General features: G+C 69.6%; 26 protein-coding genes. 16 read left to right on the top strand and 10 right to left on the bottom strand.

The genetic code is table 11. From position 1 onward, the window contains the following. Positions 1-298 precede the first annotated feature (298 nt). Genes EF387_RS07690 through EF387_RS07680 form a run of 3 tightly spaced genes read left to right on the top strand, consistent with a single transcriptional unit; the run spans position 299 to position 2,295 of the window. On the top strand, positions 299-682 hold the full coding sequence (locus EF387_RS07690; protein WP_238431383.1) for a hypothetical protein: 384 nt from the start codon (positions 299-301) through the stop codon (positions 680-682). A gap of 35 nt (positions 683-717) precedes the next feature. Further along, a complete protein-coding gene (locus EF387_RS07685) occupies positions 718-1,155 on the top strand; it encodes an NfeD family protein (protein WP_128375737.1) in 438 nt (145 codons plus the stop codon). 30 nt (positions 1,156-1,185) lie between these two features. Next, on the top strand, positions 1,186-2,295 hold the full coding sequence (locus tag EF387_RS07680; protein ID WP_128375736.1) for an SPFH domain-containing protein: 1,110 nt from the start codon (positions 1,186-1,188) through the stop codon (positions 2,293-2,295). 543 nt (positions 2,296-2,838) lie between these two features. Here EF387_RS07680 and EF387_RS46615 read toward each other — a convergent pair. Then, positions 2,839-2,985: a hypothetical protein gene (locus EF387_RS46615; RefSeq protein ID WP_155589746.1), complete on the bottom strand. Its 147-nt coding sequence runs from the start codon at positions 2,983-2,985 to the stop codon at positions 2,839-2,841. An 11-nt stretch (positions 2,986-2,996) separates the two neighbouring features. Here EF387_RS46615 and EF387_RS07675 point away from each other — a divergent pair, with 11 nt between their 5' ends. From EF387_RS07675 to EF387_RS07665, 3 genes are all read left to right on the top strand, one after another. Beyond that, on the top strand, positions 2,997-3,188 hold the full coding sequence (locus tag EF387_RS07675; protein WP_128375735.1) for a hypothetical protein: 192 nt from the start codon (positions 2,997-2,999) through the stop codon (positions 3,186-3,188). 277 nt (positions 3,189-3,465) lie between these two features. Next, positions 3,466-4,839: a TrkH family potassium uptake protein gene (locus EF387_RS07670; RefSeq protein WP_128375734.1), complete on the top strand. Its 1,374-nt coding sequence runs from the start codon at positions 3,466-3,468 to the stop codon at positions 4,837-4,839. Beyond that, positions 4,832-5,554: a potassium channel family protein gene (locus EF387_RS07665; protein WP_128375733.1), complete on the top strand. Its 723-nt coding sequence runs from the start codon at positions 4,832-4,834 to the stop codon at positions 5,552-5,554. The genes EF387_RS07670 and EF387_RS07665 overlap by 8 nt, the downstream gene beginning before the upstream one ends. A gap of 82 nt (positions 5,555-5,636) precedes the next feature. Here the strand turns inward: EF387_RS07665 and EF387_RS07660 are convergent, their stop codons facing one another. Further along, on the bottom strand, positions 5,637-5,969 hold the full coding sequence (locus EF387_RS07660; RefSeq protein WP_238431382.1) for a hypothetical protein: 333 nt from the start codon (positions 5,967-5,969) through the stop codon (positions 5,637-5,639). Between the two features lie 346 nt (positions 5,970-6,315). Between EF387_RS07660 and EF387_RS07655 the strand changes: the two genes are divergently transcribed. The 6 genes from EF387_RS07655 to gnd all read left to right on the top strand — a co-directional run bounded on the left by EF387_RS07655 (position 6,316) and on the right by gnd (position 11,523). Beyond that, complete coding sequence (locus tag EF387_RS07655; protein ID WP_128375732.1) at positions 6,316-6,690, top strand: ArsR/SmtB family transcription factor; 375 nt, start codon at positions 6,316-6,318, stop codon at positions 6,688-6,690. Next, positions 6,687-7,172 carry an SRPBCC family protein gene (locus EF387_RS07650; protein WP_128375731.1) on the top strand — a complete coding sequence of 162 codons (486 nt, stop codon included), beginning with the start codon at positions 6,687-6,689 and terminating at the stop codon, positions 7,170-7,172. Before EF387_RS07655 ends, EF387_RS07650 begins: the two co-directional genes overlap by 4 nt. A 320-nt stretch (positions 7,173-7,492) precedes the next feature. Next, positions 7,493-8,974, top strand: coding sequence for a glycoside hydrolase family 16 protein (locus EF387_RS07645; protein WP_128375730.1), 1,482 nt, complete (start codon positions 7,493-7,495; stop codon positions 8,972-8,974). 183 nt (positions 8,975-9,157) lie between these two features. Continuing rightward, positions 9,158-9,487 carry a hypothetical protein gene (locus tag EF387_RS07640; protein WP_128375729.1) on the top strand — a complete coding sequence of 110 codons (330 nt, stop codon included), beginning with the start codon at positions 9,158-9,160 and terminating at the stop codon, positions 9,485-9,487. Next, positions 9,484-10,500, top strand: a complete 1,017-nt coding sequence (opcA, locus tag EF387_RS07635) for a glucose-6-phosphate dehydrogenase assembly protein OpcA (RefSeq protein ID WP_128375728.1) — start codon at positions 9,484-9,486, stop codon at positions 10,498-10,500. Before EF387_RS07640 ends, opcA begins: the two co-directional genes overlap by 4 nt. Positions 10,501-10,632: 132 nt before the next feature. Further along, positions 10,633-11,523: a phosphogluconate dehydrogenase (NAD(+)-dependent, decarboxylating) gene (gene gnd / locus EF387_RS07630; protein ID WP_128375727.1), complete on the top strand. Its 891-nt coding sequence runs from the start codon at positions 10,633-10,635 to the stop codon at positions 11,521-11,523. Between the two features lie 31 nt (positions 11,524-11,554). Here the strand turns inward: gnd and EF387_RS07625 are convergent, their stop codons facing one another. Both EF387_RS07625 and EF387_RS07620 read right to left on the bottom strand, forming a co-directional pair. Continuing rightward, positions 11,555-13,354 (bottom strand): bifunctional sugar phosphate isomerase/epimerase/4-hydroxyphenylpyruvate dioxygenase family protein, encoded by a 1,800-nt coding sequence (locus tag EF387_RS07625; RefSeq protein ID WP_128375726.1) that lies wholly within the window; start codon positions 13,352-13,354, stop codon positions 11,555-11,557. 39 nt (positions 13,355-13,393) lie between these two features. After that, on the bottom strand, positions 13,394-14,269 hold the full coding sequence (locus EF387_RS07620; protein WP_128375725.1) for a shikimate dehydrogenase: 876 nt from the start codon (positions 14,267-14,269) through the stop codon (positions 13,394-13,396). 152 nt (positions 14,270-14,421) lie between these two features. Here EF387_RS07620 and EF387_RS07615 point away from each other — a divergent pair, with 152 nt between their 5' ends. From EF387_RS07615 to EF387_RS49395, 3 genes are all read left to right on the top strand, one after another. Beyond that, positions 14,422-15,087 carry a TetR/AcrR family transcriptional regulator gene (locus EF387_RS07615; protein WP_128375724.1) on the top strand — a complete coding sequence of 222 codons (666 nt, stop codon included), beginning with the start codon at positions 14,422-14,424 and terminating at the stop codon, positions 15,085-15,087. 207 nt (positions 15,088-15,294) lie between these two features. Then, on the top strand, positions 15,295-16,647 hold the full coding sequence (locus EF387_RS07610; protein ID WP_128375723.1) for an MFS transporter: 1,353 nt from the start codon (positions 15,295-15,297) through the stop codon (positions 16,645-16,647). A 314-nt stretch (positions 16,648-16,961) separates the two neighbouring features. Next, entirely contained in the window at positions 16,962-17,084 is a 123-nt protein-coding gene (locus EF387_RS49395) for a hypothetical protein (protein ID WP_274388925.1), read from the top strand. Here EF387_RS49395 and EF387_RS07600 read toward each other — a convergent pair. The 6 genes from EF387_RS07600 to EF387_RS07580 form a co-directional block, all read right to left on the bottom strand. Next, on the bottom strand, positions 17,071-18,897 hold the full coding sequence (locus EF387_RS07600; RefSeq protein ID WP_128375801.1) for a hypothetical protein: 1,827 nt from the start codon (positions 18,895-18,897) through the stop codon (positions 17,071-17,073). The genes EF387_RS49395 and EF387_RS07600 overlap by 14 nt on opposite strands. A gap of 26 nt (positions 18,898-18,923) precedes the next feature. Next, positions 18,924-19,046 carry a hypothetical protein gene (locus EF387_RS49390; RefSeq protein WP_274388924.1) on the bottom strand — a complete coding sequence of 41 codons (123 nt, stop codon included), beginning with the start codon at positions 19,044-19,046 and terminating at the stop codon, positions 18,924-18,926. 2 nt (positions 19,047-19,048) lie between these two features. Then, positions 19,049-19,951 carry a carbohydrate ABC transporter permease gene (locus EF387_RS07595; protein ID WP_128375722.1) on the bottom strand — a complete coding sequence of 301 codons (903 nt, stop codon included), beginning with the start codon at positions 19,949-19,951 and terminating at the stop codon, positions 19,049-19,051. Beyond that, positions 19,948-20,859 (bottom strand): carbohydrate ABC transporter permease, encoded by a 912-nt coding sequence (locus EF387_RS07590; protein WP_128375721.1) that lies wholly within the window; start codon positions 20,857-20,859, stop codon positions 19,948-19,950. The genes EF387_RS07595 and EF387_RS07590 overlap by 4 nt, the downstream gene beginning before the upstream one ends. A gap of 124 nt (positions 20,860-20,983) precedes the next feature. Continuing rightward, positions 20,984-22,306, bottom strand: a complete 1,323-nt coding sequence (locus tag EF387_RS07585) for an ABC transporter substrate-binding protein (RefSeq protein ID WP_128375720.1) — start codon at positions 22,304-22,306, stop codon at positions 20,984-20,986. A gap of 267 nt (positions 22,307-22,573) precedes the next feature. Next, the gene (locus tag EF387_RS07580; RefSeq protein ID WP_128375719.1) at positions 22,574-23,695 is read right to left on the bottom strand and encodes an ROK family protein; all 1,122 of its coding nucleotides are present in this window, start codon (positions 23,693-23,695) and stop codon (positions 22,574-22,576) included. Between the two features lie 372 nt (positions 23,696-24,067). On the opposite strand from EF387_RS07580, the gene EF387_RS07575 reads away from it, so the two are divergent. After that, on the top strand, positions 24,068-24,979 hold the full coding sequence (locus EF387_RS07575) for an N-acetylglucosamine kinase (protein WP_128375718.1): 912 nt from the start codon (positions 24,068-24,070) through the stop codon (positions 24,977-24,979). Positions 24,980-25,209 lie beyond the last annotated feature (230 nt).

Raw genomic sequence — 25,209 nt, 5'->3', positions numbered from 1 at the left:
CGGCGAGTGGCTTAGTTCACTGCAATCAGCAGCGATTGTCTGTGGGTTCGGGCAGCACTTGGCGATTTTGACAATCGCGGAAGCCAGGCGCGAGCGCCTTCTGAGCCGCCGGCGAGGGGGCGTATGTTCGCGAGAATAATGAGGTCAGGACGCCCAACTTTGCCGGATGCCGGAAAGCAGCCGCTCCAGCTGTCTGCCGTGTCCTGCAGATGAGGCGCCGCGTCCGTACTGCCACGATGCTGAACCGGGGACGGCCCTTGGCGTTGGGGTCCGCGTGAAGTGAGAAAGCGAGGCGCGGATGCTCGGGATTCAGACCGATCCGGCGACGCAAGTGAAGCGACCCGTGTCCTGGCGTGAGGCGGCGATCGTGATCGCCGCCTGCTGGGCGGTCAGCGGTCTGGGATACGGGGTGCTCGCCGCCCTCGGTGAGCCGCAGTTGTCCGTTGCACCCCTGATCGCCATCTGGCTGGCCCAGTGGTTTTTTGCGTATCACCGCTTTTGGCGGGCCGCGATCGCGGCGGGCCTCGCGGGGTTTGCCATGCTGTTCGGGCTCGTGGACATCCTGCGGCCGGGCCTGGGCCGATACGCGGCAGATGCCCTGGCCACAGGGGCCGCGGCAACGGTTGCCCTGACCGTCCTCACCCTGCTGCCATGTCTGTCTGCCCGGCGTTCCGGGAGGTAGCTTGGTGGACAAGGCCCCTGAAGGAGGGCGATTCCATGCCGTGGTTCGTATGGCTGCTCGCTGCCGCGGCGCTGGGTGCCGCGGAGTTCTTCACCCTGACATTGGTCTTCGGTTTGCTGGCGGGCGCCGCGCTGGTCGCCGCCGTGGTCGCTGGCGTGGGCATCGGCCTTCTCGGCCAGCTCGTGGCCCTCGCAGCAGCGGCGGCAGCGGGCCTCTTCATCGTCCGTCCTGTCGCGCTGCGGCATATGGCACAGCAACCCCTCACACGCGAGGGCAGCGATGCGCTGATCGGCAAGCGGGCTGAGGTCATGCAGGAGGTCACCGCCACCCGCGGCCTGATCAAACTCTCCGGCGAAGAATGGTCCGCCCGCGCCCTCGACGAGAGCCTTGTGATCCCGGTGGGAGCGTTGGTGGATGTCATGGAGATCGAAGGTGCCACGGCCATCGTCTACCCCCGCGAACTTCTTCCATGAACGGCTGAACACACAGCAACGGGAGGCACCGTGGATCCGGTTGTCATCGTCATTCTTGTGGCGGCCCTTGTCGTCGTCTTCCTCGTGGCCTCCACTGTGCGGATCGTCCCGCAGGCGCGCCGCTACAACATCGAGCGGTTCGGCCGATACCGCCGGACACTGCAACCCGGTCTGAACCTGGTCCTGCCCGTGGCGGACCGCATCAACACCAAACTCGACGTGCGCGAGCAGGTCTATTCGTCCGACCCCAGGCCGGTGATCACCGAGGACAACCTCGTGGTGAATATCGACACCGTGCTCTACTACCAGATCACGGACCCGCGGGCGGCGGCCTACGAGGTCGCCGACTACCTCCAGGCGATCGATCAGCTCACCGTGACCACGCTGCGCAACGTCATCGGCAGCATGGACCTGGAGGAGACGCTCACCTCGCGAGAGGAGATCAACTCCCGGCTCCGCGCCGTCCTCGACGAGGCCACCGGCAAGTGGGGCATCAGGGTCAACCGCGTTGAGATCAAGGCCATCGATCCACCGGCCACCATCAAGGAGGCGATGGAGAAGCAGATGCGGGCCGAGCGTGACAAGCGCGCGGCCATCCTGCACGCCGAAGGGGAGCGGCAAGCCAAGATCCTTACCGCGGAGGGCACGAAACAGAAAGACATCCTGGAGGCGCAGGGCACGCAACAAGCCATGATCCTGCGGGCGGACGGCGAGGCCAAAGCGGTGGAGCTCGTCTTCCAGGCCGTCCATCGCAACAACGCCGACCCGAAGGTCCTGGCCTACAAGTACCTCGAGACGCTCCCACACTTGGCAAGCAGTGACAACAACACCTTCTGGGTGATCCCGGGGGAGCTGACCGAGGCGGTTCGGACCGTCACCCGGGCGTTCGGTGACCAGGCGACGGCAGGCCCTCCGCAACCTGTGCAACCTGAGGAAGCAGCCACCGCCGACCATGACGACACGTCGGACGAAACCCGGATTCCGCAACTCGAGGCAGGCTCGATGGTGTCCCTCGACGCCGCCGCGGCTGCCGATGAGGCCGAGAAGCAGGCCGCCGCCGCGGTGAGCGATGCCAAGGCGGAGGCAGAGGCTGCGAAGTCGCCCCAGGTGCAGCGCCGGGGGCGGACGTCCGGCGATTGAGCTCGGCTTCGGCTGTCACCAGGGGCCGTCGTGGGGCGGGGATGCCGACCGAGATGCTCTCGCGGCTGCCAACCGAGAACTGTTGTCGCCGTCAGCTGCGCCCCCGCGTCATGGCCGCGCCCGCCGCATCCACTATCAGCGACGATCCCTGCTGCCGCCCTGCTGCGGGCCGCGGGGCAGAATTCTGCGAGGCGTTGGTGCCGGAAGTGCCTGTTCATCTGCGGTTGCTCGGCGGGTGCTCCGCCTGCGCAGTCTTCGGTGATCAGCGCGGGGCCCCGGATCGCGATGAGCGTTCTGAGACGGATACGGGGTGACGATGGTCTACCTGATGCTGGCTGCGTTAGCGGTTGTGTCCATCGTGGCGGCCTCAGCGGTCGTGCTGGTGCGTCGAGAGCGGCGCCGGATGGCTCCCAGCCCGGAAGCACAGCGATTCGAAGCAGCGGCTACGAGAGGTATTCGCGATGCACGCCGCCAGGCGAATGCTTATCAACATCTCAACGATGCTGGCGGCGTCAGCGCTCTGCGGGATCGCGACTCCCTCTCCTAGGGAGCTCGGCCGACACTGCGGAGACTCACCATGGCGGCGCCGACGACGGCGGCGATCTGCGCCGCCGGCCGCGCGTCGGCGGCCCAGCCGTACTCCTGAAGCAGATGCCGGGCGTCGTCGGGGTAAAGGCCGAAGACAGACATGTTCGCAGGAGTTGACGGACGGCTGCACCTCGAGGGCGAACGGCGTCACCCTTACCGGCCACATCACTGGCAGCCCCTTCGGCCGCCGCACCGTGGTCCTCGCCGGCACCGCCCTTATCGGGGTCCTGGCTTACACCGCCTATACCTTCGCCGCGCAGATCGGCGCCGACCGGCTCGCCTACCTCTCGCCCTGCCACCATTAGATCGGCCGCCGGCCGCTGCGGAACGGCTCCCAGTGGGCCGACATGGGCATCCTCGCCGCGACGACGAGCGCCCCTTGTCGGCCCGAGCGCGTGGCGGTTCGCCCGTCGTGACATCAACATCTGACCTCCGGCTCCGGGCGAGGGCCGCAACGAGCCTCGGCCGGGAGGTCCACGCGAGCCACTGCGGGGTAGGGTGACGGCCGCGCGGGGTGTGAGGGGCTCCGTACGAAGTCCGTACCAGTCCTTGACGGACTGGACGTACAGAGGAAGGCAGTTGGTGGCAGGACGTTCCGCGCGGGTGCGCCGGTCGCTGTTCGCGGCGCACCCGGCCCGTACGGTCGTGCTGGCTTTCGCCACTGTGATCGCGCTCGGGACCGGGCTGTTGGCGCTGTCAGTGTCGGCCGAGGACGGTACGGCCACCGGGCTGGTCACCGCGCTGTTCACCTCCACCTCGGCCGTGTGCGTGACGGGCCTCGCGGTGGTGGACACAGGCACGTACTGGAGCGGCTTCGGCGAGGGCGTGATCCTCGCGCTGATCCAGGTCGGCGGCTTCGGCATCATGACGATGGCCTCCCTGCTCGCCCTGCTGGTCTCCGGCAAACTGCGGCTGCGCCTGCAGCTCACCGCCCAGGCGGAGACCAAGAGTCTGGACATCGGCGACGTCCGCCGGGTGCTGCTCGGCGTGGCCGGCACGACGCTGATCGTGGAACTCGCGGTCGGCGCGGTCCTCTCCCTGCGCTTCCGCTTCGGCTACGACAACCCCATCGGCGACGCCGTGTACCTCGGCTACTTCCATGCCGTGTCGGCTTTCAACAATGCAGGGTTCGGCCTGCACGCCGACAGTCTCACCCGCTATTCCGATGATCCATGGGTCACCCTGCCCGTCGCTGTCGCCGTGATCCTCGGCGGTCTCGGCTTCCCCGTCCTGCTGGAGATGCAGCGTCATCGAAACCGCCGCCGTACCACCGGCCGCCGCAACTGGACCCTCCACACGAAGCTGACGCTGACCGCCACCGTCGTCCTGCTTGCTGTCGGCACTTTGCTGACCTGTTTGCTGGAGTGGACCAACTCCCGCACTCTGGGGGCGTACGACTGGCCCGAGAAGCTCCTGAACGGGTTCTTCCACTCCACGATGACACGGACCGCGGGCTTCAATTCCCTGGACATCGGGGCGATGCACGCCTCCACGCTCCTGATGACCTGCATGCTCATGTTCCTCGGCGGCGGCAGCGCGGGCACCGCCGGCGGCATCAAGGTCACCACGTTCGCGGTACTGGCCGTCGCGATCATCGCGGAGGTGCGCGGCGAGCCCAACTCCTCGGTGCTCGGCCGCCGCCTCGCCCCGCACGTCCTGCGTCAGGCCCTGACCGTGGCGCTGCTCGGCATCGGCCTGGTCATGAGCGCCACACTCGCCCTGCTGAGCACAACCGAACTGCCCTTTGAGGGAGTCCTCTTCGAAGTCGTCTCCGCCTTCGGCACGGTCGGCCTGTCCACCGGCATCACCGCCGACTTCCCGCCCGCCGGGCAGCTGATCCTGATCCTGCTGATGTTTATCGGCCGACTGGGCCCGGTCACCCTGGTCTCGGCGCTCGCTCTGCGCGAGCGCACCCGCCGCTACGAACTGCCTGAGGAGCGACCCGTCATTGGCTGACTTCCTGCACAAACTGCGCCTGCGCCGCCGCAAGCGCCTCCCCGACCAGCACGCCCAGACCAACGGCGACCAACGGGTCGCCGTCATCGGCCTCGGCCGCTTCGGCTCCTCCCTAGCCAACGAGCTGATGCGGCGCGGCTGGGACGTCCTCGGTATCGACACCGACGCCCGCCTCGTGCAGAGGATCAGCGACAGCCTGACCCACTCGGCGGTCGCCGACTGCACCGACCCGGAGGTGTTGCACCAGCTCGGGGTGCACGAGTTCACCAGTGCCGTCGTCGGTATCGGGACCGACATCGAGGCCAGCATCCTCATCGCCTCCAACCTGCTGGAGGCGGAGGTCCCCAACATCTGGGCCAAGGCCATCAGCCGCCAGCACGGCCAGATCCTCGAACGCCTCGGCGTCCATCACGTCGTCCTGCCCGAGCACGATATGGGCGAACGCGTCGCCCACCTGGTCACCGGCCGGATGCTGGACTTCATCGAGTTCGATGACGACTACGCCCTGGTCAAGACCGTTGCCCCGGACATCGCCACCGGCATCACGCTGGGCCAGAGCCAGGTTCGCAGCAAGTACGGCGTCACCGTGGTCGGCATCAAACGCCCCGGTGAGGACTTCACCTACGCCACGGCCGAAACGATCGTGCAGAAGGGCGACGTCATCGTGGTTACCGGCAAGACCCACGCGGTGGAGACCTTCGCCGAACTCAGCTGAGGCGTATGGAGCGCGTCAAGAGCGGCCGGGCCGCCGCACAGAGAGGCGCTAAGGGCTGCGCCTGACAGGGTCGCTATGGGTGTCAGCGTTTGATGCGGCTGCGCATGGCGAGGACGGCCAGGGCGAGCAGTACAGGCTCCGCGAAGCGGCTGACCATCTCCGTGTAGGTGCCCCAGGTGGTGAGGTCCTGGCCGCTGGAGCGGAACACGACGGAGTTCAGCACCACTTGTACGGCCTTGTCGAAGCGTTTCGCGGTGAACCGGTCGCCGACGGGCAGTGTCAGCTGCGGGTCCTGCTTGTCCACGGTCAGCGTCACCCGCCCGCCGCTGGCAGGCACAGTACCGGTGGCCACCTGCTTGGGGGAGGAGAAGGACGAGCTCGTGCTGCGGTTGGACGTGGCCGGCAGAGAGTTCACCTGCTTCTGGCGAGGATGCCCCGGCGTTCACGCCGGGGAGGAATCGCCTGCTGTCGGCCGCGACGCGGAGCGTCGCCGCGTCAGCTCTTCGCCCGGCGCGGAGCGCCCGCACGGCTGCCCGGCGGAGCCGGGGAATGCGAACGATCGTTCCGTGAGTCACCGGCTGTGGTGAGCGTCGTCGACCGCGCGCGCTCGGCGTGGGCATTCGTCATCATGCCCGTCCCACGCCCGGTCTGACCGGTGCAGGGCTTCCGCCGCCGGCGGGCACAGGTACCGCCGCCGGACGGCGTAAGCATTCAGCGCCAGGACTTTACAGGTGGCGGCTTCGCGCATAACGTACAACCAAATGGTTGTAGAAGAGAGTGCTGAGGACACCGTGGACCGCCTGTTCCACGCACTGGCCGACACCACCCGCCGCGACATACTCCGCCGCTGCGTGCGCGGCGAGCTGTCGGTGTCGCGGCTGGCCGCGGGCTACCCGATGAGCTTCGCCGCCGTGCAGAAGCACGTCGCCGTGCTGGAGCGGGCCGGCCTGGTCGTCAAGCAGCGCCGCGGACGGGAGCAGCTCGTGTGTACCGACCCCGCCGCCGTGGACCGCGCACGGCAGGCACTCGACGAGCTGGAATCCGCTTGGCGTGGGCGAGTGGACCGGATGGCCCGACTGCTCGCCGACACCGCCGAAGACCCCGAGGACAACCCGACGGAAGGACCGGAGAAATGAGCGTCACCAGCGTCGACAAGGATTTCGACAACCTGACCCTCACCCTGATCGCCGACTTCGCGGCGCCCGCCGAGCGGGTGTGGCAGCTGTGGGCCGACCCGCGGCAGCTGGAGCGCTGGTGGGGCCCGCCGACCTACCCGGCGACCGTGGAGGACCACGACCTGACTCCGGGCGGGAGCGTCACCTACTTCATGACCGGCCCCGAGGGCGACAAGCACCGCGGCTGGTGGCGGGTCACCTCGGTCACCCCTCCGACGTCCCTGGAGTTCACCGACGGGTTCGCCGACCAGGACGGGAAGCCGGCCACCGACATGCCGATCACCACGGTGCACGTCCAACTCGCCGAGCGCGACGGCGGCACACGACTGGAGATCCGTTCGGTCTTCGACTCCCGTGAGCAGATGGAGCAGCTGGTGAAGATGGGCATGGCCGAAGGCTTCCAGGAGGCGGTCGGACAGATGGACGCCCTGCTCGCCGCCTGAGTCGCGTCGACACCCGACCCAGTCACCCGACCGTACGGTCACCACCGACACCCACACATACCGACACCGTCACCAGCGGGTGGCCTGAGGGGCTGAGATCATCTCAGCCCCTCCGGCGTTTTCGTCGAGACGGCCCCCACTTCACAGAGTGAACTCCCCTCTGCCGTACGGACTTTCTCTGCTTTACCTCTTGACGGCCGCAGTGACGGGGAGCACATTGACCGCTCAACACCTGTGGGAGCGCTCTCACCCCCACCAGGCAAGTCTGAGAGCGCTCTCAAACTACCCGCGCACCACTCCGTACCCGAGAGGCCACCCCCATGAGAGAAGCCCCCGGAGCGATACCCCGCGGCCCCGGCCGCCCCGCGCGTCGTCGACTGAGTCGACCACTGAGTCGTCCACTATTCCGTCCACTGCCTAGTCCACTGCGCCATCCCCTGCGTCGCGCGCTGCTCGCCGTACTCGGCACTGCGAGCCTGGCCGTCGCCGCGACCACGGCCGGCACCCTGCCCGCCAGCGCCTCCGCCCCCACCCCTCCGGCCGGCTGGACGCAGGTCTTCGTCGACGACTTCGACGGGGCCGCGGGCTCCGGTGTGAACACCGCCGACTGGCAGTACGCGACCGGCACCGGCTACCCGGGCGGCCCCGCCAACTGGGGCACCGGCGAGGTCGAGACCATGACGTCGAGCACCAACAACGTCGCCCTCGACGGCAGTGGCAACCTCCGGATCACCCCGCGGCGCGACTCCGCCGGGAACTGGACCTCCGGCCGTATCGAGACCAACCGAACCGACTTCCAGCCGCCCCCCGGCGGGAAGCTCCGCGTCGAGTCCCGTCTCCAGATGCCGAACGTGACCGGGACGGCGGCCGAAGGCTACTGGCCCGCGTTCTGGATGCTCGGTGCGCCCTACCGCGGCAACTACCAGAACTGGCCGAGCGTCGGCGAGCTGGACATCATGGAGAACGTCCAGGGCATGAACAGGGTGTGGGCCACCCTGCACTGCGGCACCAACCCTGGCGGCCCGTGCAACGAGACCACCGGCATCGGCAACTCCACCGTGTGTCCCGGCACGACGTGTCAGGCCGGCTTCCACACCTACACCATGGAGTGGGACCGCTCGGTGAGCCCGGAGGCGATCCGGTTCTTCGTCGACGGCACCAACTACCACACCGTGACGGCGAACCAGGTCGACGCCACCACGTGGGCCAACGCCACCAACCACGGCTTCTTCATCATCCTGAACGTGGCCATGGGCGGCGCCTTCCCGGCGGCGTACGGGGGCGGCCTTGACGCCGACACCGTGCCCGGCCACCCGATGGTCGTCGACTACGTCCAGGTCCTGCAGTCGACCGGTTCCGGCGGCGGCACCACGCCTCCGCCCACCGGCGGCCGTGACGCCTACGGCGCGATCCAGGCGGAGTCGTACGACAGCCAGTCAGGCACGATCACCGAGACGACGACCGACTCGGGCGGCGGCCAGAACATCGGTTCGCTCGCGAACGGCGACTGGGTGCTCTACCGGGGCGTCGACTTCGGGTCCACGGCGGCGAAGCAGTTCAACGCCCGGGTGGCGAGCGGCGCCGCCTCCGGGGTGAGCGGTCTGGTCGAGGTGCGCCTCGACAGCCGGACCGCAACCCCTGTCGGCAGCTTCGCGGTGGGCAACACGGGTGGCTGGCAGTCCTGGCGGACGATCCCGGCGAACGTCAGCGACGTCACCGGGACGCACGACGTCTATCTGACCTTCACGAGCGGCCAGCCGGCGGATTTCGTGAACGTCAACTGGTTCAACTTCGGACGCTGAGCTCGCGGCGGCACGAGCAACTGAGCCACTGAGGCGGGGACGCGGCAGGACCGCGTCCCCGCTTCTTCGCCGTCTCCGAAAGTAGAACCGCGCAGCTCTGGGTACTCGGGGAAGTCGCCACGGCGCAGCAGGGAAGACGATCACGGTGACCGAAGCACAAAATCGTCCCTTCGGGGGCGCGGTATGAGCAAGCACGACCGTCCGCTTCGGCTCGACGGTGCCCGGTACCTCGGCGAAGATCCGGAACGTGAAACGACGGACTTCGGGTACGGCGAGTCGTTCGCCGAGTCCGGACCGGAAGCGTACGAGAAGCTGATCCTGGACGTTCTGCTCGGCGACTCCAATGTGTTCCCGTGTCATCAGGAGGTGGAAGAGTCCTGGAGGACCTCGACCCGGTCGGGGAGTACGGGGAGAGGCACGGCCGGCCCGCGCAAGTACCCCGCGGGCACCTGGGGTCCCGCAGAAGCCGACGAGATGCTCGCACGAGACGGACGGAGCTGGCGCAGGCCATGAAGATCGACCTGACCGACACCACGGCAAGCAAGATCAACAAAGCGCTGGTACAGGGCCGCCGCGCCATCGGCACCCCCGCCGTGGGCATGGTCCTGACGATGGTGATCGTCACCGACGAGGAGAACGCGTACGACTCGATCAGGGCGGCCGAGGAGGCCTCCCACGAGCACCCCTCGCGCACGCTGGTCGTCATCCGGCGGGTCTCGCGCACCCCCCGCGACCGCACGAGCTCCCGGCTGGACGCGGAGGTGCGGGTGGGCGCGGACGCGGGCACCGGCGAGACGGTGGTGCTGCGGTTGTACGGCGAGGTCGGCGAGCACGCCGACTCAGTGGTGCTGCCGCTGCTGCTGCCGGACGCCCCGGTGGTCGTGTGGTGGCCGGTGGACTCGCCGGACGTGCCCGCCAAGGACTCGCTGGGCGCGCTGGCCCAGCGCCGGATCACCGACATGTACGCCGTGGAGCACCCGCTGAACGTGCTGGAGCAGCGTGTCGCCTCCTACGCGCCCGGTGACACCGACCTCGCCTGGACCAGGCTCACCCCGTGGCGGTCGATGCTGGCCGCCGCGCTCGACCAGGCCCGGACTAAGGTGGTGTCGGCCGCCGTGGAGAGCGAGGCGGACAACCCCAGCGCGGAACTGCTGGCGCGCTGGCTGGAGGTCCGGCTGGGCGTTGCGGTGGACCGGGTGGTCACCGCCGGACCGGTGGTGACGGGCGTCCGGCTCGGCACCGAGAAGGGCGAGATCATCATCGACCGTCCCGAGGGCCCGCTGGCCACGCTGGCACTGCCCGGCCAGCCCTCGCGCACCCTCGCGCTGAAGGTGCGCAGCACCTCCGAGCTGATCGCGGAGGAACTGCGCCGGCTCGACGCGGACGAGATGTACGCGGTCGCGCTGCGCGGGGCCGGCCGCGAGGAGAGCGCCCACTTCGGGGCCGACGGCTCCGGTCATGGCGCCGGGAGCGGCCCCGACGGCGGTCTCGGACGCGGCGCCGGGGATGCCGCCGGGCATGAGTGACACGCCAAGCAGGTCACGCCCGCGCTGACCCGGGGGCCGGCGTCCACGGCCCGCCCCGGCACGGAAGACGGAAGAGCTCGTCGTCACCTACCGCACGCTCAGGCACCTATCGGAAGAGAAGTGATTGCTGACATGGCAGCGATGCAGATGGGTCTCATCGGTCTCGGCAAGATGGGCGGCAACATGCGCGAGCGGATCCGCCGCTCCGGGCACACCGTCATCGGCTACGACCGCAACCCCGACGTCTCGGACGTGGGCAGCCTCGCCGAACTCGTGGAACGGCTGGACGCCCCACGCGTGGTCTGGGTGATGGTCCCGGCAGGCGCGGCGACCCAGTCCGTCATCGACGAACTGGGGGACCTGCTGTCGGCCGGGGACACCGTCGTCGACGGCGGCAACTCCCGCTGGACCGACGACGAGAAGCACGCGGAGGAGCTCGGAGCCAGGGGCATCGGCTTCGTCGACGCGGGCGTCTCCGGCGGGGTGTGGGGGCTGCAGAACGGCTATGCACTGATGGTGGGCGGCGACGAGGAGCACGTGGCACGGCTCCAGCCGATCTTCCACGCGCTCAAACCGGAGGGCCCGTACGGCTACGTCCACGCCGGCGCGGTCGGCGCCGGGCACTTCTCCAAGATGGTCCACAACGGTATCGAGTACGCCCTGATGCAGGCCTACGCCGAGGGCTGGGAGCTGCTGGAGGCGGTGCACTCGGTGACCGACGTCCGTGAGGTGTTCCGCTCCTGGCAGGACGGCACGGTCATCCGTTCCTGGCTGCTGGACCTCGCCGTCAATGCGCTGGACGAGGACGAGCACCTGCAGAAGCTGCGGGGGTACGCGGAGGACTCGGGCGAGGGTCGCTGGACGGTGGAGGCGGCCATCGACAACGCGGTCCCGCTGCCGGCGATCACGGCCGCGCTGTTCGCCCGGTTCGCCTCCCGGCAGGACGACTCCCCGCAGATGAAGATGGTCGCGGCGCTGCGCAAGCAGTTCGGGGGGCATGCCGTGGAGACGCGGGAGGGTTGACGGCGGCACCCTGGGACGCCGTACGGCGCGCTTACCCCCGATAGCGCGATACGGCGTGCTGGGCCGCCAGCCGTACGGGGGCGTTCCGGGCGCCGTAACCGCGGTAGCCGTCGTCGCGTTGGACGAGCTCGAAGAAGACGCGGCCGACGGTTTCCGTGTAGCAGTGCCGGAACGCGGCGCCCGTGTCGTCACGGTCGTAGAGGATGCCGAGTTCGCGGTACGTCTCGAGCTCACCGTCGGCGAACTCGAACTGTGCCGCGAGGTCGTCGTGGTAGTTGGCGGGCACCGGGAGCAGCCGGCCGCCGGCCTCGCGGAAGGCGCGGGCCGCGGCGATGACGTCGGTGGTGCCGAAGGCGATGTGCTGGGCGCGTACCTCGTCGTCGGTGGGTGCGGGGCCGACCGAGAGCGCGATACGGACGCTGCCGTCGGCGTTGGTCACCGCGCGGCTGCGGAACAGTCCGTAGGGGTCGGCGACGTCGACGCTCTCCTGCGGGTCGAGCCCGAGCACCGTGCGGTGGAAGAGGGCCGCCTCGTCGAAGTGGTGCCAGGGCTGGGTCAGGGCCAGATGGTCGATGCGCAGGGTGCCGGGGCCCGGGGACGTGTCGGTGAGCGGTTCGAAGTCCCCGGTCCAGCTGGGGAGTTCGAGATCGTCGTCGGCGGCGCAGAAGAAGAGCTCCGTGCCGTCGGGTGCGGCCACCGCCTCCAGCGGTGCGTCCTCGGGGGCGCGGCGGCGCGGCAGGACGGGTGCCAGCAGGGCCTCGGCGCGCCGGGCCGCGCCCGCCGGGTCCGGTGACCGCAGGCCGATGGCGGCGAGCGCGGTGCCGTTGCGGCGGGCCGCCGGTCCCGTGTTCACCAGGACGCGTGCCTCGCCCTGCTGCCAGAGGTCGACGGGCTTGCTGCGGTGCCGGGCCGTACGGGAGAAGCCGAGCGCGCCGAGGACGGCGGAGACCGGCTCGACGTCGGGTGTGAGGAGTTCGGCGAAGGCGATGCCGGTCGGGACGACGGGTTCGGGCGGCCGTGCGAGGCCCACGGACTCCTGGAGGACCAGCAGCGAGCGCCGGGCGTCCACGGCGGTGGGGCCCGCCTCGGCCTGCCGGAAGACGTCGTTGAAGACCTCCAGGGAGAGCGGGCCCTGGTATCCGGCGCGGATCACCTGCCCCACGAGGCCCGCGACGTCGAAGCCGCCCTGTCCGGGGAAGCAGCGGTAGTGGCGGCTCCACTGCAGGACGTCCATGGCCAGGAGCGGGGCGTCGGCCAGTTGCAGGAAGAAGATCTTCTCGCCGGGTATGTCCGCGATGCCCTTCGGGTCGGACCCGCGGGAGAGGATGTGGAAGCTGTCCAGGCAGGTGCCGAGCGCGGGGTGGCCGGCGGTCTCGACGATGTTCCAGGCGTGGTCGTAGGTGCTGACGTGCCTGCCCCAGGCGAGCGCCTCGTAGGCGACGCGGATTCCGAAGTCCTGTGCCAGGTCGGCCAGTCGGGCGAGCTGTTCGGCGGCGAGGGCGTCGTCGTCCTCGGCCTCGGGCGAGACGCTGGAGCAGACGAGGACCAGGTCGGCGCCGAGTCGGCGCATCAGCTCGAACTTGTGGCGTGCGCGGCGCAGATTGCTGACGAGCCGTTCTTCGGGCACGGCCTCGATGTCGCGCATGGGCTGGTAGAGGTCGATGCTCAGGCCGAGGTCGGCGCAGCGGGCGCGGATGTCCTCGGGGGTGAGGGGGCTGGCGAGCAGGTCGTTCTCGAAGATCTCGACGCCGTCGAAGCCGGCCCGGGCGGCGGCCGTGAGTTTCTCGGTCAGGGATCCGCTGAGCGAGACGGTGGCGATGGACGTGCGCAACGTCGATACCTCTTTCTTCCCTCGGCGCCGGAACGCCGTCTACTTCGGAGCCGGGACGGCGCCCGCCAGGTCGGCGATGTCGGCGAGCATGCGCGCGCTGTCGGGTTCCCGCCCGGTGAAGAGCCGGAACGCGTCCGCGGCCTGGAAGACGGCCATGCCTCCGCCGTCGAGCGTGGCGCAGCCGAGCGCGCGGGCGGTGCTCAGCAGTTCGGTCTCCAGTGGGCGGTAGACCACCTCGGCGACCCAGAGGCCGGCGTGGAGCAGTTCGGCGGGGAAGGGCAGGCCGGGGTGGGCGGCCATGCCGGTGGGGGTGGCGTGCACGATGCCGTCGGCTTCCACCAGCAGCTTCGGGAGCGTGTCCGGGGTCGTCGCGGCGGCCCGGCCGGCACCGAAGCGCCGGTTGAGGGCGGCCGCGAGGTCGGCGGCCCGGTCCGGCAGCGCGTCGACGACGGTGAGGTGCCCGGCGCCGAGGGTGAGCGTGGCGTGCGCGACGGCCGCGCCCGCGCCTCCGGCGCCGAGTTGCACGACTCGTTCCAGCGGCGCGTCGGGCAGTCCGCGGGCGAAGGAGGCGGCGAAGCCGGTGACGTCGGTGTTGTGGCCGACCGCCCGGCCGTCCTCGAAGACCACGGTGTTCACCGCGCCGAGGGCCTCGGCCTGCGGGTCGAGCGCGTCCAGGTGCTCGATGACGAGTTGCTTGCAGGGGTGGGTGATGTTGAGTCCGTCGAAGCCGAGGTCGCGGGCGGCGCGTACCAGGTCGCCCACGGCCCGTGGTGGGACGCCGAGGGTGTCGATGTCGATGAGCCGGTACAGGTACCGCAGGCCCTGACGGCCGGCCTCCCGCTCGTGCAGCGCCGGGCTGAGCGACGGACCGATACCGGAGCCGATCAGGCCGACGAGATACGAGTCCTTGGCCACCGCGGACCTCCCGGGACAACTAATGTACGAACTAGTACGTTACTGATAGCAGTATCGCGGGGCCTTGGGAAGCCCTCTCGGGCCGGCCGCGCGCTCCGGGCTTCTAGAATCGGCGGGCACAGGTCGTCCTCCGCACGCCCGAAGGGACCCCGATGACCGGCGTCGACGAACCGGCCCACCGCAACGGCCGCATCCGCGATGCGGCCCGCACCCGCGCCGAGATCCTCGACGTGGCGACGGAGGAGTTCGCCCGCTCCGGGTACGCCGGTGCCCGCGTGGACGAGATCGCGGCCCGCACGCGCACCACGAAGCGGATGATCTACTACTACTTCGGCGGCAAGGAACAGCTCTTCACGGCCGTGCTGGAACGGGCGTACTCGGTGATCCGGCAGGCCGAGCAGGCCCTGGACGTCGAGCATCTGGACCCGGTCGCGGCGATCCGACGGCTCACCGAGCTGACCTTCGACCACCACGAGGCGCATCCCGACTTCATCCGCCTGGTGAGCATCGAGAACATCCACGAGGCCGAGCACATCGCCGGCTCCGAGGAGTTGGGCAGGATCAGCTCGCCCGCCCTGGAGGTCACCGGCCGCATCCTTCAGGCCGGCCGCGCCTCGGGGCTGTTCACCGCCCACGTCGACGCGGTGGATCTGCACGCGCTGATCAGCTCCTTCTGCTTCTTCAGGGTCGCCAACCGGCACACCTTCGGTGTCCTCTTCGGCCGTGATCTGACCGCCGCGGACCAGCGCGAGCACTACCGGAACATGCTGGGCGACATGGTCATCGCCTATCTGACGGCGGACCGCTCCGCCGACTGACTCCGGCCCGCGGCAGAGATCCTTCCCGCGCGACCTCTTGACACCCGGGAAACGCGAGCGCAACATCACTGCCCAATCCGCTATTAACTATCCAGTGGGTTAATCAGCCGGGGCGCGCCCGGCGCAGCCGACCCGTCACCCAGGGATCCGGCCCTTCTCCCCTCCGCTCACTCCACCTACCTTGGAGTCCCCTCGAAGGAGCACGCCGTGTCCGTCCCCGACGCACCCCTCGACGCCCCGCCGGGCCAGCCCAGGAAGGCCGCGCTGGCCGCCTGGATCGGCAGCGCCCTGGAGTACTACGACTTCTTCATCTACGGCAGCGCGGCCGCCCTGATCTTCCCCGAGGTCTTCTTCGACGAGTCCGACCCGGCCACCGCGACGCTGCTGTCACTGGCCACCTTCGGTGTCGCCTACGCGGCCCGCCCCGTCGGCGCGCTCTTCCTCGGTCACTTCGGCGACCGCCTGGGCCGCAAGAAGATCATGGTCTTCACGCTGATGCTGATGGGTCTGTCGACGTTCCTCATCGGCTGTCTGCCGACCCGCGACCAGGTCGGCACGCTCGCGCCCGTCCTGCTGGTGATCTGCCGGGTGCTCCAGGGCATCTCCGCCGCCGGTGAGCAGGCGAGCGCCAACTCGATGACGCTGGAGCACGCGCCACCGGGGCGCCGCGGCTACTACACGAGCTTCACTCTGAACGGCACCCAGGCCGGGCAGCTGCTGGCGACGCTGGTCTTCATCCCGGTGGCCGCGCTGCCCGAGGAGCAACTGCTGTCGTGGGGCTGGCGGGTGCCGTTCTGGCTGAGCGTCACGGTCGCCGTCGTCGGCTACGTCATCCGGCGGACGCTCGAGGAGACTCCCGCCTTCACCCAGCAGGCCGCGACGGAGGGGGTGGCGAAACTGCCGCTCGCGGTGCTGCTGCGCGAGCACTGGACGGACGTCCTCAGAGTGATCGCGGGCGCCCTCGTCGCCTCGGTCAGCACCATCTTCACCGTGTGGGCGCTCGCCTACGCGACGAGCGACTCCGTGGGGCTGTCCCGCTCGTCGATGCTGTGGGTCGGCGCGCTGGCCAACCTGGTCGCCCTGGCCGCCATCCCGCTGTGGGCCACGCTCTCGGACCGCATCGGCCGCCGTCCCGTCTTCCTGATCGGCGCCGCGGGCAGCGCCGCGATGATGTTCGTCTATCTGTGGGCGATCTCCACCGGCTCGTACCCCCTGATCCTGGTACTGGGTGTCGCCACCTTCGGCATCGTCTACAGCGCCGCGAACGGCATCTGGCCGTCGTTCTACGGCGAGATGTTCTCCACCCGGGTCCGGCTGTCCGGCATGGCGATCGGCACCCAGATCGGTTTCGCGGTCGCCGGTTTCGCGGTGACCTTCGCCGCGCAGATCGCGGGCCCGGGCGGCGACGACTGGTCCTCGGTGGCGCTGTTCACCGCCGCGCTGTGCGTCCCGCCGGTCCTCGCCGCGCTGACGGCGCGCGAGACGCACAAGGTGCCCACGGACTCGCTGGGTGAGCGTCCGGCACCGAAGACCGTGGGCCGCGAGCAGGTCGCGGCCTGACGGGCCCCGCCCCCTCCACGGGTCCCCGACCGCTCTGCCGCGGCCGGGGACCCGTTTCACACGCCCGCCCGAACGTGCCCGCCGTCGGCGGATGTCCGGAATCTGCAAGCGGCCAGGTCTGCCACGGGAAAGACGGAACCGGCCGCTGAGGGATTCACTTCCGGGGATCCCGCGACGAAAGGGGCCGCTCACATGCCCGACATGCCCGCCGAAGAGTTCTGGACGGACCTCAAGCCGATCGAGAACTCCTTCCGTCCCGACGCCCTCCCCGAGGTCTACCTGTCCAAGGTGGCCACGGACGACGACGCTATTACGTGCCGTTCACCGAGACCGTCGACTCCCGCCCGCTGTGGATCAACGTCAAGGACAACAGGTGTTGCGCGGAGGCGACGAAGCAGCGGATCCTTCGGGAGGAGGACAGCCTCAGGACGGCGTGAGGGTGAGCTCCGGGTCGCCCTCGGGGTTACCGATCACCGCCGTGAACGCCTCGGTCCGTACCGTCAGCCCGGCCGGGTCCTGCTCGAAGGCCGGGGAGAACGGGCTGTCGCCCGGGCCGTAGCGGACGGCGAAGACGTCCAGGCCCGCCGGGGAGTCCACGGCCGGGGCCACCTCCAGCGCCGAGGTCGCCACGATGTGACGCCAGCCCTCGTCGGGATCGCCGTAGCCGCGCGGATCGGCCGCCAGCGCGAAGGCCGCCTGCTCCTGGGTGATCTCCTCACGGGTGTCGAAGCGGTCGGGGCCGGTGAGGTGGGGGTGTGTCAGGTTCACCGTTCCCTCGACCGTGCCCCGACCGCCGTCCGTGATCCTGCGCACCCGGTCGCCGTCGTCGGCCGCGTACGGCATCCCGGCGAGCAGATACCGCTCCCCGGCCAGCCGTTCCACGGCGACCGTCGTCCACAGTCGGGTGCCGTCCGTGACGTACAGTGACCGGACGTGGCGCAGGACGTGGTCGCGGCCCACCACCGGCTTGGTGACCAGCTTGGCGGTCAGGCCGCCGGACCGGACGTCACGCACGCGTACCTCGCCCATCGGGCGGCAGTACAGGAAGCCGTCCCGTACCGGGCCGAAGCCGTGCTGCCGGTTCACGGCCGCCGGCAGGTAGTACGTGCCGTCCGCCTCCAGCAGCGACGGGGTCATACGGGAGTCGAAGGCCACCGACACCGTGCCGGCGCGTAGTTGGTGGCGCACCGGCTCGCGGCGCGGGGTGCGGTGCCAGCGGCTGTCGTCCTGGATCTGCCAGACCAGCATGAACGCGAAGTGCCCGTCGAGACCGCCGTCAGCCCCGGCGGCGTGCCGCGCCCAGCGTGAGTCACCGCGGTAGCGGCCGAGGTCGGAGCCGATGCGCCCGCTGAAGTAGCGCAGCCCCAGGACCGCTTCGAAGGCGGAGTGCTGCTCGCTGTAGCGGGGGCCGCCGTTGTCGAAGCCGCCGCCCGTCAGCCGTGCGTCGATGTAGCGGGCGAGGGCGTCCCCGTCCTCGGCGAAGACCGCCTCGCCGCTGACCCGGTGGGCCTGCGCCAGGAAGGACAGGGAGATCGGGCCGTAGTTGTTGTCGTAGGCGCCGCCGTGTTCGGGGGGCAGCAGCGCGCCGCGGTCCCGTACGCGACGGGCGCGGATCTCGTCGGCGTACAGGCTGATCGCGCGTGAGCGGACCGAGCCCCCTCGTTCCGGCGGGAGATGGCGGGCCAGCATCAGCCCGCCCACGATGCAGCCGATGGCCTGGTTGCCCGCCTCCTGCGGGTTGAAGAAGGTCGTCTCGGTCAGCCAGCGCCAGTAGCCGTGCGCCACCTCCACCAGTTCGGCGCGCTGTCCGTCGTCGACGAGCCCGTCCGCCGTGTCCAGCACATTGACCGTCTGGAGCAGCGCCCACACCGTGCTCGGCCAGTCTCCGATCGGGTGTGCGCCCGCTTCCAGGACGTAGCGGGCGTACGGCAGGCGGGAGTTGCGGGCCTTCAGGTTGGGGTAACCGGGGTTGTCCTCGACGTAGACCCGCTCGCGCAGATGGAAGGCGAGGCTGCGGTGGACCGCCTCCGGCAGCCTCGGGTCCTTGGTCCGCTGCCAGGCCAGGGCCAGCAGCGAGGTGATCCCGAGGGAGGTGTCACCGATGTCGTCCGCACAGTCGGGGTGTTCGAGACTGCCTTCCGGGGTGATCCGCCGCAAGGCCTGCTCGACGACGTCGGCGAGGACCGCGTCGTACGCCTCCGGGGTGTCCGGGAGGTCGTGCAGCGGGCCGCGCTGGTGGAGGAGGTGCACGGGTTGGTGCGGGAGGTCCACGGGAATCAGCCCTTCATGCCTGAGGTGGCCATGCCGTGGGATGTCGGGATCACACGACGGGTGCGGGCCTGGCCGCCGGCGGGGCGGGCCACCGCGCGAACGAACTCGTGGTCGAACGGGGTGGGCAAGGTCAGTCCTTCAGTCCGGCATTGATGTCGGCGTTCATGACGTAACGCTGGAACACCAGGAAGACGACGATCAGCGGGATCATGGAGATGACCGATGCGCCGAGCAGTACCGACCAGTTGATGTTCTGCGCGCCGACGATGCTCTGGATGCCGATCTGCACGGTGAACTTCTTGGGGTCGTTGAGCATCAGAAGCGGCCAGATGTAGTCGTTCCACCGCCACTGGAAGGACAGGATGGCGAGGGTCAGCATGATGGGCCGGGAGACCGGCACCATGATCCGCAGGAAGATCGACAGTTCGCGCGCGCCGTCGATGCGTGCCGCTTCCACGAGTTCGTCGGGAACCGTCAGGAAGAACTGGCGGAACATGAAGCATCCGGTCGCGGTGAGCACGGCCGGGAGGATGATGCCGGCGAACGAGTTGTAGAGGCCGAGGTCGCGGACCACCAGGAACTCCGGGGCGAGCATGACCTCGCCCGGCAGCATCGTGGTGGCCAGGATGCAGACGAAGAAGACCTTGAGCCATTTGTTGTCGTACTTGGCCAGCGCGTAACCGGTGCAGCAACTGACACCCACCGTGAGGATCGTCGTGATCACGCACACGATGGTCGTGTTGATGAAGTACTGGGAGAAGTTGGCACTGCGCCACGCCGTCAGGTAACCCGACAGGGTGACGTCGTCCGGAACCAGCGTCAGCGGATAGGAGAACAGGTCGCTGGCCGGCTTGAGGGAGCTGAGGATGAACCACAGCACCGGCAGACCGTAGAGGCCCGCCAGGATCCACAGCAGTGTCGTCGCGGGCACCGCCCGCCGGAGTCCACCGCCGACCGCGTTGCGGGGGCCCTTCTTGGAAACGGCTTGTTTGGCATCGGCGTCGAGCGGGCGTGGCATGTCTGTGGTTGTCATCGGTTCTCCACCCGCCGGTTGACGATCAGCTGGATGATCGCGACGGCCATCAGGATGAGCATGAGCACGAACGACGCGGCGCTCGCGTAGCCGATCTGGCCCCGTTTGAAGCCGGTCTCATAGATGTACTGGACAAGCAGGTTGTTCGACGTTCCGGGTCCGCCGTTGTTGAGGGCGACGAACACCGGGTATTCCTTCATCGCGTTGATCGTGTTGAGCAGGATGACGATGAACGAGGTGGGCGCGATGCTCGGCAGCGTGATGCTGATGAACTGGCGCCACGGACCGGCGCCGTCGAGCGAGGCCGCCTCGTAGTACGACACCGGTACGTTCTTGATCGCCGCGATGAACAGCAGCATCGTGAAACCCGTCCACATCCAGGATGCCGCCATCACCACCACCAGCAGCGACAGGTCCGCGTTCGACTGCCACGAAACGGCACCTCCGCCGAGCTTCTCGATGACGTAGTTGACCAGTCCGAAGTTCTCACCGAACAGCCACCGCCACAGGACGCCCACGACAATGGGCGACAGCAGCCACGGAATGAAGAAGATGACGCGGGCGACCGACGAGCCCTTGGCGTGCTTGCTCACCACCAGATTGGCGGCGAGCAGCGAGAGCGCGAAGTTCAGCGGGACGAAGAGGACGGTGTACAGCAGCGTCCGGGTCAGCGCGTCGTAGAACGTGGAGTCCCCGAGCAGGTTCTCGTAGTTGTCCAGTCCGGTGAACTGGAACACCCCCACGCCCGTGTAGTTCGTGAAGGAGTAGACGAGCCCGATCACCGCCGGCCAGACGAAGAACAGCGCGAAGAGCACGACATTGGCCGCGATGAGGACGAGCGGCGCAAGGGTGTAGCTGCTGCGTCTCCTGGGCGGGCTCGCGGACACGTCCGAGGCGCGTTTTGTCATCTTCCTGACTCCGTGCTGGTGGAATGGATTCCTGTGGGCTCACGCCATGAGCCCGGCTCGCGCGTGCGCCGGAGGCCGGGCGGCGGTGGTCTCGACCCCGCCGCCCGCGCCCACCGGCCTGTGCTCAGCCGCCGACCTGCTGGTTGTAGCCGGCCACGATGTTGTCCAGGGCCTTGTCGACCGACTGCTGGCCGTTGATCGCCTTGCCGAGCTCCGTCTTGGTCGGGTCGTCGGCGAGGCTCTTGCCCTTCAGCGCCCAGTTCGTCTGGGCGGAGTTGAAGTAGCCGGAGATCGGGTCGTAGAGCGGGATCGACTCGTTGTAGAGCTTGAACGCCGCCTGCGCCGCCTCGGACTTGAAGGGGTACTCCGGGTTCAGACCGCTCTCGACGGGCAGGAACCCGGACGCCTCACACAGCTCGCGGTAGTGGTCCGGCTCGTACAGCCAGGAGATGAACTTGTTCGCGGCGGTGGCCGCGTCGCCGTTGTTGTTGAAGCCGACCACCATGCCGCCGCTGTTGACGTCGCTGGCCTGCACCGGCTCGGCGGGAGTCGGGACGCTCGCCCACTCGAACTTCTTGATGCTCTCCGCGTAGGCGGCAACCTGCCACACGCCGGACCAGTAGGCGACCACGTCACCGCTCTGGAACATGGCCGACGGGTCGGCGCCGCTGGTCCACACCGACTTCGGCATGGTCTTGTCGTCGTTCATCTCGACGAAGCGCTTCACGGCCTTCCTGGTCGCGGCGTCCACCGAGAACTTGCCGGAGGAGTCCGCGTGGACGTACTTCCCGCCGAGCTCGTACACCATGGCGCGGAGCCGGGACGGCGACTGGTCGAACGTCAGGGAGTACTTGGCCTTGGTCTTCTCCCGGACCTCGTCCGCCGCCTTGATGAACTCGGTCCAGGTCCAGGTGTCCTGGGGCGAGGTCGGGAAGGAGACGCCGGCCTTCTCGAAGAGCGTCTTGTTGATGAACATGCCGGACGCGGTGACGTCCGAGGGGATGGACAGCACCTTCCCGGACGAGTCCTTGGCGAGGAAGTTCGCGTTGATGTTGTTGCTCTTCTTGTTGGCGATGGAGCTGAGGTCGATCAGCTTGTTCGACCAGATCGGGTCCAGCGCCGGCACGGCCGCCACGTCGGGCAGAGAGTTCGCCTGCGCGGAGTTGCGCAGCTTCGTCGTGTAGCCCTCGTAGGGGATGTTGACGAGCTTGATGCTGACGCCGGCTTCCTTCTTGTAGTCCGCCACCATCTTCTTCCAGCCCGCGTCCTGCCCCGGAACCGTGGAGATCCAGAACGTCAGCGACTTGGAGGTCCCGCCCGAGTCGGATTCCGATCCGCAGGCGGAGAGCAGCAGGGCACCTGCCGTGGTCACGGCAGCGAGGGGAACAAGGCGGCGTATGCCGCCGCGGCCGAGTCGGCGGGAGCGCCGCACACCCACACTGGTCATCTTCGATCCCATTTCGTAACAGAAGGAGCACGGCGCCGATCGAGGCGGCACGGGTGCATTGAGGGATTTCGCCTTCCGGGGGCGCGGCCTCGCCCGGCCGCGCCGCCCTGACGGGTGGGATCCCCGGCCTCGAGGCCGTCGCCTCGCGAGCACGCCCTCGCGCGGCTGCCGTACGTCGCATACGGCTTGGGACGCTCACCCCAAGCCGGCGTCCCGGCCGACTTAGAAAGCGCTTGTCCGGACATTGGCAGACCGAGCCTGAAGCCGTCAATCCTTAGCCAGCGCGCCATCGGTCACGGTTTGGACTCCCCGGGCGACGGCGAGCCGCGCGGCGCCCACCACCGTGCCGCTGTCGCCCACCGTGCTGCTGACCACCTCGGTGGGCCAGCTCAGCCGGGCCAGCTCGGCCCGGACACCGGGCAGGAGCTGGGGGTCCGAGCCGGTGCTGCCGCCCAGCACGATCAGCCCCGGGTCCAGTACGGCGGTCACGGCGGCGGCGAGCCGGCCCACGTCGACGGCATGCCGGCCGACCACGGCACGAGCCGTGGCCCGGCCCTGGCCGGCGAGGGCGAAGAGCCGCTCGACGGTGCGGGGGCGCGGGCCGTCGGCGTCCTGCCAGGCCTCCCCGGCCCGGCGGAGCAGGGAACGCGCCCCGACGTGCTCCTCCAGGGCCTCCCGGCGCGGTTCACGCCCCTCGTCCCAGGGGTAGGGCAGCCGGGCCACTTCTCCGGCGGCACCGTTCGCCCCGCGCAGCACCTGGCCGCCGACGACGATACCGAGGCCGATACCGACGCCGATCCGCAGAAAGCCGAAGGTGTGGCTGCCACGGGCGGCGCCCTCGTGCAGCTCGGCGAGTGCGGCGCAGTTGACGTTGTTCTCGAGGTGGACGGGCACCCCCGGCGGCAGCGCCACGGCCATGGCGTCGAAGACGGGGCCGGCCTTGGCGGTCGCGGGGCGCATACCGGCGCCCTCCCGCTCCCGGGCGGTGACGTCACCGACGGCGACGACGATGGTGCGCAGCGGAGCTCCGGCGGGCAGCGCGGCGAGGGCCTCGCGTACGGCGTCGGCGGCTCCCGCCCGGGTGCCGGTGCCCTCGGCGAGCAGGGTGCCGTCCAGGGCGCAGCCGCGTACCCGGGTGTGGCTGGGGCCCAGATCGACGGCGAGTACGGCGCCGGCGGCGGGCCCGAGACCGTAGACGGCGGCGCTGCGGCCGGTGGCGCCGGAGACGGTGCCGGAACGGGCGGCGAGCTCGGCGGCCTCCAGCTCGGCCACGGCGGCGGAGACGGTCGGCTTGGAAAGGCCCGCACCGGCCGCCAGTTGAGGGCGGGTGGCGGTACCCGCCGCAGCCAGTACGGCGAACACCGCGCGGGCACTCTCGCTCAGGTGCATCTCTCCCCCAGGTCGTAGCCGCAGCGGTCGGGTGTCAGAAGAACGTTCGGGTCGGGTGAGTCGAGCACGCCGCGGACTTCGCGCACGTCGTGAATCCGTCCCGTCGGGCCCTCAGGGCCTGTCCGCGGTTGTGATCCGGGCCCGCGATCACAACCCCGGACGGGGTCCTGGTGCGGGTCGTACGGCTCGGATTTCCGCGACTCTTGACGCACCCTACTTCGTTAGTTAACTTCCTAACGAATTAAGCGGCTACACGCCAGTCGCTCCCCCGAAGCCCGTCCCGGGGCTTCCCGACAAGCTGTCCCCACCACCCAGGCACGGTTCGCCCACCGGCCGTTCGCACTCATGCGCGCAACGCCAGAAAGAGGATCCGTGCAGGACTCCACGCCCCTCGCGGTCGGTATCGACGTGGGTGGCACGAAGACCCATGTGCGTGCCGTCTCGCTCGACGGCTCAGACGCGGGCCCGGCCGTCGACCACGTCCGCGGCAGCGGTGGCTGGCGGCCCCACGACCCCGGGGCCGCCGCCGCGTGGCTTGCCGCGCTGCTCCACGAGGCACTGCCGCCAAACACCCGTCCCGGCGCGGTGGCCGTCGGAGGCCACGGCTGTGAGACCCCCTGCCAGTGCGAACTCATCCGCAGCGCACTGCGCCCCTTGCTCGACGCCCCCTGCCTGATCACGGGCGACGCCGAACTGCTGGTTCCCGCGGCCGGGCTGGACAAGGGCGTCGGTCTGGTGGCCGGCACCGGTTCGGTCGCCGTGGGCCGTCTCGCCGACGGTGAGCCGGTCCAGGTCGGCGGCTGGGGTGCCGCCCTCGGCGACGAGGGAGCGGCGGCCGGCCTGGTCCGCGAGGCCGCCCGGGCCTGCTGGGCCGCACACGACCGCGGCGAACCCCCCGACGCCCTCGCCCACCGGCTGACCGCCGCCTTCGACGTGGCCGAAGTGCCTTCGCTGGGCGCTGCGTTGGAGAGGGCCCAGGACGTCTCCGCCGAATGGGGCCGGCACGCTCCCGCCGTGTTCACGGCGGCGGCAGAGGGATCCGCGCTCGCCCGTGGGGTCATCTCCGACGGCGGGCGGGCGTTGGCCGCGCTCGTCGTCTCCCTCGCCCGGCGGGGCGTGCTCGTCGACGACGTGGTGGTCGCGGGCAGCACGATTCTGGCGCAGCCGGTGCTGTACGAGGCATTCACCTCGGCCTTGGCCGAGGCGTTGCCGTCGACGCGGGTGCGGGCGCTGCGGGGCGAACCGGTGGACGGGGCCGTGGTGTTGGCGAAGGGACTGGTCTGAGGCGGTTCGCCGGTACCACGTGGATGCTCGGCGGCGGCAGTCGCTGGATGGCTCCGGTTACGGCTACGGCTCCGGCTCCGGCTCCGGCTCCGGCTACGGATGCGGCTCCGGCTACGGCGCGGTTTCTCAGCCCGTCACGGCGGGACGGAGGGGACGAAAACCACTGCGACACCGCCCTGCGGCAGACGTGTACCTGAACTCACGGTGTACCGGAGGCATACACCCGCCCC

It is taken from the genome of Streptomyces cavernae (genome assembly GCF_004023625.1).
GTDB classification, from domain to species: domain Bacteria; phylum Actinomycetota; class Actinomycetes; order Streptomycetales; family Streptomycetaceae; genus Streptomyces; species Streptomyces cavernae.
This window is presented reverse-complemented; position numbering and strand designations above follow the sequence as displayed.

Coding starts and splice junctions, on each gene's coding strand:
- EF387_RS07580 (WP_128375719.1), bottom strand. CDS start 23,695: ATGCACCTGAGCGAGAGTGCCCGCGCGGTGTTCGCCGTACTGGCTGCG.
- EF387_RS07645 (WP_128375730.1), top strand. CDS start 7,493: ATGAGAGAAGCCCCCGGAGCGATACCCCGCGGCCCCGGCCGCCCCGCG.
- gnd (WP_128375727.1), top strand. CDS start 10,633: ATGGCAGCGATGCAGATGGGTCTCATCGGTCTCGGCAAGATGGGCGGC.
- EF387_RS07690 (WP_238431383.1), top strand. CDS start 299: ATGCTCGGGATTCAGACCGATCCGGCGACGCAAGTGAAGCGACCCGTG.
- EF387_RS07640 (WP_128375729.1), top strand. CDS start 9,158: ATGAGCAAGCACGACCGTCCGCTTCGGCTCGACGGTGCCCGGTACCTC.
- EF387_RS07655 (WP_128375732.1), top strand. CDS start 6,316: ATGGTTGTAGAAGAGAGTGCTGAGGACACCGTGGACCGCCTGTTCCAC.
- EF387_RS07615 (WP_128375724.1), top strand. CDS start 14,422: ATGACCGGCGTCGACGAACCGGCCCACCGCAACGGCCGCATCCGCGAT.
- opcA (WP_128375728.1), top strand. CDS start 9,484: ATGAAGATCGACCTGACCGACACCACGGCAAGCAAGATCAACAAAGCG.
- EF387_RS07650 (WP_128375731.1), top strand. CDS start 6,687: ATGAGCGTCACCAGCGTCGACAAGGATTTCGACAACCTGACCCTCACC.
- EF387_RS07685 (WP_128375737.1), top strand. CDS start 718: ATGCCGTGGTTCGTATGGCTGCTCGCTGCCGCGGCGCTGGGTGCCGCG.
- EF387_RS07585 (WP_128375720.1), bottom strand. CDS start 22,306: ATGACCAGTGTGGGTGTGCGGCGCTCCCGCCGACTCGGCCGCGGCGGC.
- EF387_RS07590 (WP_128375721.1), bottom strand. CDS start 20,859: ATGACAAAACGCGCCTCGGACGTGTCCGCGAGCCCGCCCAGGAGACGC.
- EF387_RS46615 (WP_155589746.1), bottom strand. CDS start 2,985: ATGTCTGTCTTCGGCCTTTACCCCGACGACGCCCGGCATCTGCTTCAG.
- EF387_RS07595 (WP_128375722.1), bottom strand. CDS start 19,951: ATGACAACCACAGACATGCCACGCCCGCTCGACGCCGATGCCAAACAA.